General features: G+C 41.2%; 9 protein-coding genes. 3 read left to right on the top strand and 6 right to left on the bottom strand.

Annotated features, from left to right (window positions below):
- Positions 1–555 precede the first annotated feature (555 nt).
- Positions 556–2763, bottom strand: coding sequence for a sodium-translocating pyrophosphatase (locus ACO1R6_RS11840; RefSeq protein WP_486264991.1), 2208 nt, complete (start codon positions 2761–2763; stop codon positions 556–558).
- 186 nt (positions 2764–2949) lie between these two features.
- Positions 2950–3864, bottom strand: coding sequence for a M20/M25/M40 family metallo-hydrolase (locus ACO1R6_RS11835; RefSeq protein WP_486264989.1), 915 nt, complete (start codon positions 3862–3864; stop codon positions 2950–2952).
- A 690-nt stretch (positions 3865–4554) separates the two neighbouring features.
- Between ACO1R6_RS11835 and ACO1R6_RS11830 the strand changes: the two genes are divergently transcribed.
- Both ACO1R6_RS11830 and ACO1R6_RS11825 read left to right on the top strand, forming a co-directional pair.
- A complete protein-coding gene (locus ACO1R6_RS11830) occupies positions 4555–5811 on the top strand; it encodes a tetratricopeptide repeat protein (RefSeq protein ID WP_486264987.1) in 1257 nt (418 codons plus the stop codon).
- Positions 5812–6348: 537 nt separating this feature from the next.
- The gene (locus ACO1R6_RS11825) at positions 6349–7242 is read left to right on the top strand and encodes a hypothetical protein (protein WP_486264985.1); all 894 of its coding nucleotides are present in this window, start codon (positions 6349–6351) and stop codon (positions 7240–7242) included.
- Positions 7243–7245: 3 nt separating this feature from the next.
- Here ACO1R6_RS11825 and ACO1R6_RS11820 read toward each other — a convergent pair whose 3' ends face one another.
- The 4 genes from ACO1R6_RS11820 to prmC all read right to left on the bottom strand — a co-directional run bounded on the left by ACO1R6_RS11820 (position 7246) and on the right by prmC (position 12924).
- The gene (locus ACO1R6_RS11820) at positions 7246–8220 is read right to left on the bottom strand and encodes a GDP-mannose 4,6-dehydratase (protein WP_486264983.1); all 975 of its coding nucleotides are present in this window, start codon (positions 8218–8220) and stop codon (positions 7246–7248) included.
- An 821-nt stretch (positions 8221–9041) separates the two neighbouring features.
- A complete protein-coding gene (locus tag ACO1R6_RS11815) occupies positions 9042–10106 on the bottom strand; it encodes a glycosyltransferase (RefSeq protein ID WP_486264981.1) in 1065 nt (354 codons plus the stop codon).
- Positions 10107–10605: 499 nt separating this feature from the next.
- Entirely contained in the window at positions 10606–11895 is a 1290-nt protein-coding gene (locus ACO1R6_RS11810) for a nucleotide sugar dehydrogenase (RefSeq protein ID WP_486264980.1), read from the bottom strand.
- Positions 11896–12165: 270 nt separating this feature from the next.
- Positions 12166–12924 (bottom strand): peptide chain release factor N(5)-glutamine methyltransferase, encoded by a 759-nt coding sequence (gene prmC / locus ACO1R6_RS11805; protein WP_486264978.1) that lies wholly within the window; start codon positions 12922–12924, stop codon positions 12166–12168.
- A gap of 185 nt (positions 12925–13109) precedes the next feature.
- Here prmC and ribD point away from each other — a divergent pair.
- Positions 13110–13546, top strand: a 437-nt coding sequence (ribD, locus tag ACO1R6_RS11800; RefSeq protein ID WP_486265045.1) for a bifunctional diaminohydroxyphosphoribosylaminopyrimidine deaminase/5-amino-6-(5-phosphoribosylamino)uracil reductase RibD, incomplete at its 3' end; no start/stop codon positions are given.

The raw sequence follows: 13546 nt of genomic DNA, 5'->3' as shown, positions 1-13546 counted from the left end.
GTGGCGGTGCAAAAATGGGAAATATTATGGTGAAAACCAGCGGAAAGTAAAAGCACGCATAAAATTTGAGATATTTGGTATGGGAGAGGTGATAAGATGAATTTATATGTTGCTCTTTTAATAGCTTAGGCGCTTATCTTTTTAAAGATTTCATCTTTCAAGGCTGAGTTGCTAACTGATTTGCTATTGCCTAAGTTTGCTCAAGGCCGAGAGGCCCCGTTTGGTCATTCGGGCTGTTAAGCCTTCCTTTGCTCGTACCTTGCAATGCTGCGCACCGGAATCCTTAAAGGCTCTTATCGCCCAAACTGCTGTAGTTTTCACTTAGCTGCTGCTTTTCTGTTTTCTTAAAAAGCCAGGTAAAAGACTTTCTATTTGTTTTAGGCTCGATGCTTATTCTTGGGTTAAATTTACTCCTGTTATTCTCCGTTTAGGGTTTTAGTTAAAACATTCTTAAATGTTTGGCCTATCTTGGTAGGTGGGACTGCCTCCAGCTTTAGCTGGAGGAAAAAAGCCCTTCCGGTAAAGAAGGGCTTTTTTGTAATTATATTTTAGCTTTTATAAAACGGCTTTCACCGGCACAACCACCGTATGGGCGGGAAATTCGTTCGGCTGTTGGGCTGGCGCTTCCAGCTTAATTTGAGGCGCTGGTTGCTGCGTAGTTTCAATTACATCGGTAACGGCAATATGCGGGGCAATTACCAAAGACACAATCGACATTAATTTAATTAAAATATTCATAGATGGGCCCGATGTATCTTTGAAGGGGTCACCTACGGTATCGCCGGTTACCGAAGCTTTGTGGGCATCAGAACCTTTGTACTCCATTTTACCATTTATCATAATGCCTTTTTCAAAAGACTTTTTCGCATTGTCCCAGGCACCACCGGCATTAGACTGAAACATAGCCATGAGTACGCCCGATACGGTAACGCCAGCTAATAAACCACCCAATACTTCTGGCCCGAAGGTATAACCTACTATTACCGGTACAATTAAGGCAATAGCTCCCGGTAACATCATTTCGCGAATGGCGGCCCGGGTAGAAATAGCCACGCATTTATCGTATTCGGGTTTACCAGTGCCTTCCATAATACCAGGAATTTCGCGGAACTGCCGGCGCACTTCTTCTACCATAGCCATGGCCGCCCGGCCTACCGCCGAAATGGCCAATGCCGAGAAAATAAACGGAATCATGCCGCCGACAAATAATCCGGCTAATACGCGGGCATTGCTGATATCAATAACGGTAATATTGGCCGTACCCATAAAAGCCGCAAATAATGCCAATGAGGTAAGCGCCGCCGACGCAATGGCAAAGCCTTTACCGGTAGCAGCCGTGGTATTGCCTACGGCATCCAAAATATCGGTTCTTTCCCGCACTTCTTTGGGCAACTCACTCATCTCGGCAATACCACCGGCATTATCAGCAATTGGGCCAAAGGCATCAATGGCCAATTGCATCGCGGTAGTAGCCATCATACCAGCCGCTGCAATGGCTACCCCGTATAAACCAGCTACTTCGTACGATAAAATAATGCCCGCAGCCAGTACCAAAATAGGCATAACCGTCGATTCCATACCTACTGCCAAGCCGCCAATAACGGTAGTAGCGTGACCGGTGCTGCTTTGGCGCACAATACTATTTACCGGCCGACGCCCCATGGCAGTATAATATTCGGTAATGATACTCATGAGCGTACCTACAATTAAACCTATTATTACGGCCCAGAAAACGCCCATTCGGCTAAATTCAAAGCCCCGTAAGCTTAATGTATCGGGCAGCATCCAGTTAATTAAAAAGTAAGAAGCAATAGCCGTTAAAACCACCGAAGACCAGTTGCCCAGGTTTAAAGCACTTTGCACATTGCCGCCTTCTTTCACCCGTACAAACCAGGTACCCACAATCGAAAACAATATTCCCATACCCGCAATAACCATGGGCAGCAAAATGGGGGCAATACCGCCAAAATTATCCATCGAGGTTATTTCGCGACCCAACACCATGGTTGCCAGAATAGTAGCCACGTAAGACCCAAATAAATCGGCACCCATTCCGGCTACGTCACCCACGTTATCGCCCACGTTATCGGCAATAGTGGCCGGGTTACGCGGATCATCTTCCGGAATGCCCGCTTCTACTTTACCTACCAGGTCGGCACCTACGTCGGCGGCTTTGGTATAAATACCGCCACCTACCCGGGCAAACAAGGCAATACTTTCGGCACCCAACGAGAAACCGGTTAAAACCTCTAAGGCAATTTCCATTTCTTCGGGATTATTGCTATCGCCAACAAATATTGCTTTAAAAAGGATGAACAGTCCGCCTAAACCCAATACGGCAAGTCCGGCTACGCCCATACCCATTACCGAGCCGCCGCCAAAAGATACATCCAGGGCTTTGGCTAAACTGGTTTTAGCGGCTTGTGCGGTCCGGACGTTGGCTTTGGTAGCGATGCGCATCCCGATAAATCCAGCTAAAGCTGAGAAGACGGCTCCTATCAAAAAGGCCAGTACAATTAGCGGGTGTGAATTTTCGCCAACGTAGCCTAAATATCCGAGAAACAAAGAAGCTATAATGGCAAAATATGTAAGTACTTTATATTCGGCTTGCAGAAAGGCCATGGCTCCTTCGGCGATGTAACGCGCAATTGTCGACATTTTTTCATTTCCGGCATCCTGCCGGGTAACCCAGGCAGACTTTACAGCCGTGTACAGCAAAGCAACGATTCCGAAAGCAGGAATTAAGTAGATAATGTTTTCCATTTAGTGGTTTCTATAGTTAAAGCTTTATACCTTAAATTGCCGTAACATACAAATTAAAAATTTAAAAACAATAGCCTCAAATTGCCGGAATCACCTTTTTTCTGTTCCAGTTGTACCGGTTCTTATGTCGTTAAAAACCAACCGGCCAGCTTACCCTAACAGTTATTCAATGCAGGCCGAAAAATATTAGAGTTCTTTCATTAACACCCGGTACAGCGCTACCATATTTTCAATATCTTTCTTATGCACAATTTCGTCCGGCGAATGCACATTATCTTCGGGCGCACCTACAAAACACCAATCCCAGGGAATGCTGCTGTGCTGTAATTCCTTGGCATCACTGCCGCCGGAACTTTCTACCTCCACCTGAAACGGAATACCGGCTTTCCGGGCTATATCAATTATTTTATAAACAAAACTCCGTCGCGGAATCAGGCTGTCGCGCAACGAAATGGCCGGCCCCTGCCCCGCGTAAACACCCTCGGTTACCCAGGTTATGTCTGAAATTAAAGCTTGGTTTACGCCCCAGTTTTCGTAAATATATTTGGCCAGGTACGCTACCGAACCACCACCGTGTTCTTCCCAGCAGCTAAAAGCAATAATGCCATCTTCAAGGGTCTCGGCTATTTGTAAGGCATTCCACACACCCAAACGATTATCGAGGTAACACGATTGTATCGTTTCGTCGGTTTCCCGGAAATCGCAGGCAAAAATCAATTCGGTACCCCGCTCTATTTCACGGTTAAAATTATAGCTCAAGCTGCGCCCGTTCTCGGCCACTTCTAAGGTACATTTTATTTCGCCTTCAGAGTCCCGGCCGGTTAATTCATAACCGGTTTCTACCGCCGGTCCACCAATTTTAATTAATTGCTTGCCGTACCGTACCATAAACCCAATCGAATCGAGGTGGGCAAAAATAGCTGTGCGAGGCTGACCAAATACCAATAAAATACAATCCTGAAACGCTCGTCCGGTTAAAATTTGGGGCTGTACTTTCCATTTCGCCTGGTTTTTCTGGATATATTGGAGCAAAAAATTAGTCATGTTTATTTCATTACCCGACGGGGCATGAATGCGACACAATTGTTCGAGCAGTTTCATTGAGGCACGTTAAGGTTAGTAGATCAGAAAATATTAGACTTTAAACCAATATTCCGGGCCAAAGTTATAAGAAACACCAAAGAACATACTTGCCGGTTAGTTTTTCTGGAGGAATAATTTTTTAATTTTAATAGAAAGTAGGTTTAAGCTAAAACATCACGCCCAGCAATAAGCCAGTTTTAAGCACGATTAAACAATAAAATATAGAAATTTAATATTCGTTTAAAAGGTATAATTAAAAATTATTCGGGTTGTACTTACTTCCGTGCGTAGATTGCCAGAACACCGTACTTACCTGTAATAATTTAACGTTCAAACACGACAGCAAAACTACTCTTAAGATGTTGACCTTTTACCTAAATACTTAAACAGAAATATAGGTAAGGCATTAGCTCCTTCTTTTTTTTATTTAACATAATTATTAAACTAAACCCTTTCTTAATACTAAGTAGTAATATTAGATTCACCAGGAGCCAATAGATGTAAAATATTTGCCTAAACCCGAAATAATGAACTTTTGAAAACAGGAATCACGTTTTATTCCCAAAACACCATTATCTTTAACTAAATTATACAGCAAAACTTTTATCGCAACAATTAGTTTTAGCCAGTATTGTTTTTAGCTAAATAAAGTATTAAAATGGCGATTGTACATGATAAATTGTAATTTTATTCCGGTAAAAAATTAGAATGAAGCAACGTTTTTTAATTTTTCTGGTTTCTTTTTTCCTGGTTTCTACTGCTTGGGCGCAAACCACTGACCCCAAGCAACAAGCAGCCATCGACTCGGTAATTCGCCACATGGTTATCGATTCAATTGATGTAACGCCGGAGGCCATTAACACCGATGGTTGGCTGCTGCTCGACGAAAGCATTAAAAATGAATTATCGGGGGCCGTAGATAACCTCTACAATTTTAAATACGATCGGGCCGAGCGGCAATTTCGTTCTTTGCGGCGGCGTTACCCCGAGCATCCCATGCCTTATTTCTTGCTGGGGCTGAGCCAATGGTGGAAAATTGTGCCAACCAATATTTTAACCAAGAAATACGACGATGCTTTTTTCGCTTACATGGATACTACCATTACGTACGGCGAAAAATTACTAATCAGTAAAAAAAATAATTATGAAGCAGCCTTTTTTCTAGCCGCTGCTCACGGTTTTGCAGCGCGCCTGCACTCTGAACGCAAAAACTGGCGCAAAGCCACAGTACACAGCCGGCAATCATTAAATTTCATGAACAAAGCCAAAGAAGCAAACGGCTTGAGTCCGGAGTTTCTGTTTGGCGAAGGGCTTTATAATTATTATGCCGTTTGGATTGGCCAAAATTATCCTTTATTGCGTCCGGTGCTACTTTTCTTCCCTGATGGCAATAAACCACTCGGCTTGAAACAATTACAGCAAGTAGCCGACAATGGTTTTTATACCGGCCTGGAAGCTAAATTTTTCCTGATGAAAATTTTAGCGAACGAAGAAAATAACCAGATGGGCGCCTACCCTATTTCGCGTTACCTGGCCAACACCTACCCCGATAATGCTTATTTTCAGCGTTTTTATGCCCGGTTATCGTTTGTAATTGGCAATTTATCGGAAACCGAACGCGTATCTATAGAAATTTTAGATAAAATTAACCGCAAACTACCCGGTTACGAAGCTATCAGCGGACGTTACGCAACTTACTTTTTAGGCTATATCGCCCAGAACCGACGCGATTTTGCCAAAGCCAAAAATTATTACCAGCAAACCATTGCCTTTGCCGACCAAACCAATGAAGGCAGTTCGGGTTATGCCGTACATGCGTACGTGAACCTGGCCCGTATTAGCCACCAGGAAAATAATATTAAACAAGCCAAAGTGTATTATAACCTGGTAAAAGACCTGGCCGAAGACGACAAAGCCGCCATTAAAGAAGCGAAAGCTTATCTAAAAAAATACCGGAAGGTTTAAAAGGTATTTACGGCTTAACAAGAGAAAGTTTTAACTTTGCTGCCTTTCTATTGGGGTTAACCCACAACTAAATTAACATCGCTTTACCTAAACTTCTTTGTTGTGGAATTAAAAGACCTGTTTTTAACCCCCATTTATCTGCTAATAATTTATGGCTTAGCCTATTGGTTACGCCCTAAATTAACGAATAAATTTACCCGCAAGTACTTTATACCCGCTCTAACGGTTAAACTAATCGGGGCAATTGGTTTAGGTTTAATTTACCAGTTTTACTACGGCGGTGGCGATACCTTCAATTATTTCCATCATGTTAAAATCATGTACGAGGCCTTACTGAATTCGCCTGCTGCCTGGTTTAAAATGATGTTATCGTCTGGCCAGTTCGATCCTGACACGTATCGATATGCCTCCCGGATGGAATGGTATCGTTCTCCTACCGAATTTATTGTAATAAAGTTTGGATCTTTTTTTTCCCTTTTCTGTTTTAATACTTATACCGTTATTGGGTTGTTTTTTGCCTTTTTAAGCTTTACGGGCATGTGGCAAATGTACCAGACCTTTTTAAAACTATATCCCAGCCTTTATAAAGAATTAGCGATAGCCGTATTTTTTTTACCTTCTGTTTTTTTCTGGGGTTCCGGTTTTATGAAAGACTCTTTAACCATTGGCTTTTTGGGTTGGCTATTTTTTGGATTTTACCAGGGCTTAATCAAGAAAAAGAGGATCTTTAAATCAGTAATAATTATCCTGGTATCTGCTTACCTCATTTATTCTATTAAAGTATATATTTTACTTTCTTTTTTACCCCCGGCATTATTTTGGGTTTTTATGGAGAACAGCAAACTTATTCAGAACCAAGCTTTAAGAATGCTGTCTAAACCCTTATTTATTATGTTTGGTATAGTTGCTGCTTATTTTGGAGCGACCAGGTTAACCGAAGGAGATGCCCGTTATGATATCGAAAATATTGGAGAACGCTCTAGAATCAATGCGGTGTATCTTACCAAGCAGGTAGTGACAGGTTCGGCTTACGATATTGGCATCTTTGATGGGAGTTTAAGTAGCATGATTACAGTTGGCCCCAAAGCAATTATTGTATCACTTTACCGGCCATTCTTATGGGAAGTGCGGAACCCCATTATGCTTTTATCGGCTATTGAAGCAAGTATTTTTATATTCTTAACTTTGCGAATATTTTATCGAACTGGTTTTTTCAATACTCTTAAATTTATTAGCTCTAAACCTATTTTGGTATTCTGTATGGTATTTTCACTGGTACTGGCATTTGGTGTGGGTACAAACAGCGGTAACTTTGGTACACTAGTGCGGTATAAAATTCCCTTAATGCCTTTTTACTTAGCTGGTTTATATATAATGCAAGCTCACGTAAAAAGGCCAAAAAAGATAGCACGAGTGGCTACAACAGCATAACGTCTAAATTCGGTTAGGTTTAACATACGTAGTTTCTTCAAACCAGTGCCGAAAATACATTAAGCCGTTCTTCAGGGTTGTTTGGGGATTATACCCTAGTAATTTTTCTGCTTTTGAGATATTAGCGTAAGTAATGTCAACATCGCCTGGCTGCAAAGGCAAATATGTAACAGCAGGTTCTTTTTCCAACACTTCAAATATTGTGGTTACCAGCTCAGTTAATGTAACGGGCCTGTTATTTCCTAAGTTAATGATATCATAAATGTCGTTATTATGTTGAATATAATGTAAAGCTCGGACAATCCCCTCTACCGTATCATGCACATACGTGTAATCCCGGGCGGTACTACCATCACCGTAAATAGAAATTGATTGCCCATTTCTTATTAATTTAAAAAACTTGTGAATAGCTAAATCTGGCCGTTGTCTGGGACCATAAACCGTAAAAAATCTTAGGTTCAAGCAATCAATGTTGTATAAATGATGATAGGTGTAATTAATTAATTCACATGCCTTTTTTGTTGAAGCGTAAGGAGAAATAGGAAAATCTACGCCATCAGCTTCTGAGAAAGGAATCTGCTTGTTATTACCATATACAGAGGAAGATGATGCAAAAATATATTTTTTTATCTCCCTTTCCTTCATCAGATCAAGGAGGTTCTGAGTACCATGAATATTAGTTAATAAATAACTTGCCGGGTCCTTAATCGACGGTAATACCCCCGCCTTAGCAGCTAAATGAATTATAACATCAATCTTTTCGGGTAGATTATATAAATTAGTTCTATCCGTAATATCTAATTCATGAAAGCTAAAACCAGGATGAAGATGTGATTGCGCAAGATTACTCTCTTTTATTTCACGCTGATAAAAAGAATCAAAATTATCAATACCAATAACTTTATACGACAGATCTAACAATTTTTCACACAAGTGCGATCCAATAAAGCCAGCACAACCCGTAACCAAAATATTCATTATAACAACGGAAATGAATGGAAAATAAAATTAAAATAAAAATTAGCTTTACTTGTACTGCAATTGGTTGCGTGTTACCTATTTGAATTTAAGCAGATATCAATATAAAATATTACTTGTCGGCTACCCTAAATTACTGAGAGCTAAACCTTTTATCCTAATTAAATTTAATCTGCAAAACCAATGTCTGAACTTTTCATTTTGAGTAAGTATCGATTTTCTAAATTCTATTAGAAAACTTCCTATTTAACACCCATTGGCTTTGATTTACTTTATTTCTAATTTATTTCTTCTAAAATACAGAGCAAATCATTTATGGTATTAAATATAATAAATATTTAATATTAATACACTAAATCATTTTAATTAATTTTGAAATAATCCTAAAGATTTAAATCTAAGCTTATAGACGCTTAAAGATTTTTAAGATGAGCTTAAATAGGAGAAAGTGTTTTGTACGCCGTTATTAATTTAGATAAGAGCTGAATAATTAGGGTGTAGGCTTGAGAAAGTGATTCAAGTACCCATTGCTACCAAACTCTTTAGACAAGCTTTTTTAGTAGGTAAAAATTGAAAACTTTACCAGCAAAATTATAAACCAAATATTGCTTTTTAACACAGTTCGTTCTGAAGAAATCTTATTTGCAGTTAGCCGATAAAATTCTTTCAGAATAATAGAAGTGGAAGGAAGAACCTGAAAATTAAAGCTTAATGCGTCATCTACTTAATATACTTTATAAAACTTGCAAATTTAATCTTGAACTAAAATCGTATTTAATTGTGAGTCCACTTTAGTTAATGGATTTACACTACCAGTTGCATTAGGAAAATAAATTGAAGAAATTTTTCCGGTTAGAATTTACCGAATAGTTATTTTCTATTTTTTGCCGGGCAGCCTGTCCTAACTTTATTCTGGCCTCACAATCCTGCAACAATAGCTCCATAGCGCTATACCATTCTTCCTGGGAGTTACAGATAAACCCGTCAACACTTGATTCTACTACTTCGGTATTCATGCCCACCGGCGAAACCAATGCCGGTATACCTAAAGCCATATATTGCAAAGCCTTAAATGCACATTTACCTTTGGCCCATAAGTCATCTTCTAACGGCATTAAACCTATATTAAACGTGATTAGGTTCTCAATTTCAGTTTCTTTTTGCCAAGGTTTATATAACAAAGACCGAATTGGTAACACTGGAGCCTGGTTAGAAATAACCCAAAACTCAAAAGAATACTTTTCTTCTAACTGCTGTAAAACTGGTACTATCTGAGCCAGGTATTTCATGGTAGAATGAGTGCCGGTCCAGCCAATGATAACTTTATCCGTCCGTTGATCTTTTACAATATTATGTAAGTTAACTGTATCAATGGTAGTGGGATTTACCACCGCATTAAGATTAAATTTACCGGCATAATCCCGCAAATAGCCATTGCCACAACTTACTTTATAGGCCCACCGACAAATAGACGCAACCTTTTGGTGCCATTTTATGCCAGCAACTATTTTGTTATTTTCAGAAGTATTGGGTATCCAGATTGCATCATCAAAATCGTAAATAATCTTTTTACGAAAAATTTTAGCAGCTATCCATTCAAACCAGGGCGGACCTATGGGAGTAGCTTCGCGGTGAATGAAAATATAATTATAACCCGGTAACGAAAACAAGAGCAGAAACCGCCGAAAAAAACCTTTAAGTATTCCCAAAGCTTTTGTAAGAGCCTGGCCCGGTTTGTAAAGAATCCGCCAAGTTCTATCGTCCAGGAATGGCACCAACCGATACCGCCAACCCAACTCATCGAAAAAATGCAGATACTGTTCAAACCGAAAACGTTGAGAAGGTGCCTGTCCCGGCGGATATGGTACAACAAAAAGAATCTTCATAAAAACATAAGGATGCAATTATTCACAACTAAACTGCTTTTGCAAATAACAAATGTAGAATTCTTTTAGGCATTATGGTGTTTCTGCTTGCCAAGTATTCTAACAGAATTTGCACGAAAAGCTTCAATAGCTCTCGAAATGTTTAGTATATAATTAGTTATCAGCTCAGCAGCTATTATCGACATATACAAAACTGTTTAAATTAAATGCTGAAACGGGTAAATCTAACCTTTGCCTGATTGTTCCCTATGAGCTATAATTATAATAAACCAGCTAAGTATTATCTTTTCGATAATTATATGGAGAAGGCTGAAGAAATTCAACTAAATGAAGTAATGAACATTACTAATTTATATTAAATAAAGCAGCAACGAAATTGATTTAAGTCTTTTTCGTTACTGCTTTTACTTCAGAATGAACTTGGCTGCTTATGGGTGGCTATCCAAGACTATTGTTTAAATTAGAATCTTGGCTTATAAAACATGTTGCAATACATATTTTACAAACTCCAGTAAGTAAGCTTTTGTATTTTGCCTCGGTAAATACCTTTTACATCTATGAGCACCGCTTTCTGGTTGGTGATAGACGTGAAATATGCCTCGGTTAAGGCCAGGTACGGCCGGTGGTTTACCGCCACAATCACCGCATCATAGTCTTGCCCCGGCTCGGCTACCAGGTCAAAGCCGTACTCATGTTGTAACTCTTTGGAATCGGCATACGGGTCTACTACTTCTACCTGCACCGAAAAGCCTTTCAGCTCCTGTATTACATCGGCTACCTTGGAGTTGCGAATGTCTTCTACGTTTTCCTTGAACGTTGCGCCCATTACCAGCACCTTGGCTTTAGAAATATCTTTGCCTTCTTTTACCATCAGCTGCACCGTCTTCTTGGCAAGGTAAGCGCCCATGTTGTCGTTGGTGGTGCGCCCGCTTAAGATTACCCGCGCATCGTAGCCCAGTTCTTTGGCTTTGTAGGTCAGGTAGTACGGGTCTACGCCAATGCAGTGCCCACCTACCAGCCCCGGCGAAAACTTTAAAAAGTTCCACTTGGTGCCGGCTGCTTCCAGCACTTCAAAGGTGTTTATCTTCATGCGGTCAAATATCAGCGAGAGCTCGTTCATTAAAGCAATGTTTACGTCGCGCTGCGTATTCTCGATAATCTTGGCGGCTTCGGCTACTTTGATGGAAGAGGCCCGGTGAATACCGGCTTCGATGACTAACTCGTACGTTTGAGCGATGTTCTCCAAAGCTTCGGCATCGCTGCCCGACACTACTTTCACGATTTTGGCTAAGGTGTGTTCTTTGTCGCCGGGATTGATGCGCTCGGGGGAGTAGCCTACTTTAAAGTCGCGGCCAAACTGCAAACCCGATAGTTGTTCCAGCACCGGAATACAGTCTTCTTCGGTGCAGCCGGGGTACACGGTAGATTCGTACACCACGTAGTCGCCGGGTTTAAGCACTTTGCCCACGGTGGTAGAAGCGCTCAACAACGGCTTCAGGTCCGGCATGGCGTGCTGGTCGATGGGCGTGGGTACGGCTACAATATAAAACTGTGCTTGCCGCAGTACTTCTATATCGTGGGTAAAGGTAATGTTGCAGCCGGCAAAATCTGTCGCTGCTAACTCGCCGCTCGGGTCTATCTGCTGCTGCATCAAGGCTACCCGGGCCGGGTTAATGTCGAAACCGATTACTTTGAGCTGCCGGGCAAAGGCTAAGGCGATGGGTAATCCCACGTACCCTAATCCGATTACCGCTAAACTCGCTTCCTGATTAATTAATTTGGTATACACTAAAAAATTTAATCTTTTAATTACTGATTATTATTAGCTAGATAACGCTTTTGCTTTTGCCCCAGGTTCCTGCTAATATTTGTATTTATCTCTTTACCCCACTGCGCATTCTTTATGTACAGCCATATTAATTAAGTAAAATAGGTTAAATTTAATATTTACCTTAACCTTAATTAAATAATATTTACAGAACTGTTCTTGGTTTAATAATCTGACAATCTGTTTGGGCACACAAATTTATAGCTTTATCCGGAAATGTAAGCGCCTAAATTAAATACTATTAAGGGTGGCCCGCAAAAAACGGTCTTTACCAAACATATCTTGCCGGATTTCGGCGGTGCCGTAACCTATTTGCTTTAATAGTTGCACCAACTGATTACCTTGCCCCTCGTTTATTTCAAAATACAAAATACCCTGAGGCCGCAGATAATTAAAACCCAACTCAGCAATTTTCTTGTAAAACCGGAGCGGGTCTTCGTCCGGCACAAATAAAGCCAGGTGCGGCTCATAATTTAAAACGTTGGGCCGCATCTGTACTTTTTCTTTTTGCATAACATAAGGCGGATTGCTCACCAATATATCAATGCTATTAGTTTCCAGGCCCGGTTCTTCGGTCAAGATATCGGCTTGCAGCCAGTTTATGCGTTTTTTATATTTAAGCGCGTTGCGGCGGGCAATGGCTAGGGCCGGTGCCGAAACATCTAACCCGTAAACGTCAGTAGCCGAGAGGTGCGCCGCCAGAGCAATGGGAATACAACCACTACCCGTACAAACATCCAGTATCCGTAAATTTAAATTTTGCTTATTTTCCCGCACAATAAAATCCACAAGTTCTTCGGTTTCGGGCCGCGGAATAAGTACTGCCGGGGTAACTTCCAGCTCTAAGCCGTAAAAATGCGTACAACCCAGCACGTACTGCAAAGGTTCGTGTTGCTGCAGCCGGTTTATAATAGCGGTAACAGTAGCCCAGGTTTGTTCGGTAACTAAACTTTGTCGCTCTACACTTAACTGCAGTCTGGATAAATGCAAAACGTGCTCGGCCACCTACATGGCCATGGCATCGGCCTCTGGTTTGGCGTAAATATTACTAATGGCAGTGCGAATGTACGTTATCAGGTCCTGAATATTTTTCACGCGGGCGGTAAGGTAATGCAATTACTTTTATAATTTTGTAAAAATAAGAAAGTCCCGTGACAACGTCCGACGAAATATTTATGCGCCGTGCCCTGGAACTGGCCCGGCTAGGCCAAGGCCACGTGGCGCCTAACCCCATGGTGGGCTGTGTAATTGTGCACGAAAATAAAATCATTGGCGAGGGTTGGCACCAACAGTACGGTGGTCCGCACGCCGAAGTTAACGCCATTGCCGCCGTAGGCGATAAAAGCCTGCTCCCCGCCAGCCGGTTATACGTAACGTTAGAACCCTGTTCCCATTACGGCAAAACCCCGCCTTGCGCCGATCTTTTAATTAAATACGGCCTAAAAGATGTTGTTATCTGCAACACTGACCCTAACCCGCTGGTGCAGGGCTCCGGTACCCGTAAATTATTAGAAGCTGGTTGCCGGGTGCATACCGGTTTGTTAGAAACCGAAGGGCTATTGCTGAACCGCGCTTTTTTTACTTTTCATCAGCAACACCGGCCGTATGTTGT

The organism is Adhaeribacter sp. (assembly GCF_057359045.1).
The sequence above is the reverse complement of the archived record's forward strand: the minus strand, read 5'-3'. Positions and strand labels throughout refer to the sequence as shown.

What these genes read in the sequence shown, in the direction of transcription:
- ACO1R6_RS11820 (WP_486264983.1), bottom strand. Translation starts at nt 8,220, where the DNA reads ATGAATATTTTGGTTACGGGTTGTGCTGGCTTTATTGGATCGCACTTG.
- ACO1R6_RS11825 (WP_486264985.1), top strand. Translation starts at nt 6,349, where the DNA reads ATGTGGCAAATGTACCAGACCTTTTTAAAACTATATCCCAGCCTTTAT.
- ACO1R6_RS11830 (WP_486264987.1), top strand. Translation starts at nt 4,555, where the DNA reads ATGAAGCAACGTTTTTTAATTTTTCTGGTTTCTTTTTTCCTGGTTTCT.
- ACO1R6_RS11835 (WP_486264989.1), bottom strand. Translation starts at nt 3,864, where the DNA reads ATGAAACTGCTCGAACAATTGTGTCGCATTCATGCCCCGTCGGGTAAT.
- ACO1R6_RS11815 (WP_486264981.1), bottom strand. Translation starts at nt 10,106, where the DNA reads ATGAAGATTCTTTTTGTTGTACCATATCCGCCGGGACAGGCACCTTCT.
- ACO1R6_RS11840 (WP_486264991.1), bottom strand. Translation starts at nt 2,763, where the DNA reads ATGGAAAACATTATCTACTTAATTCCTGCTTTCGGAATCGTTGCTTTG.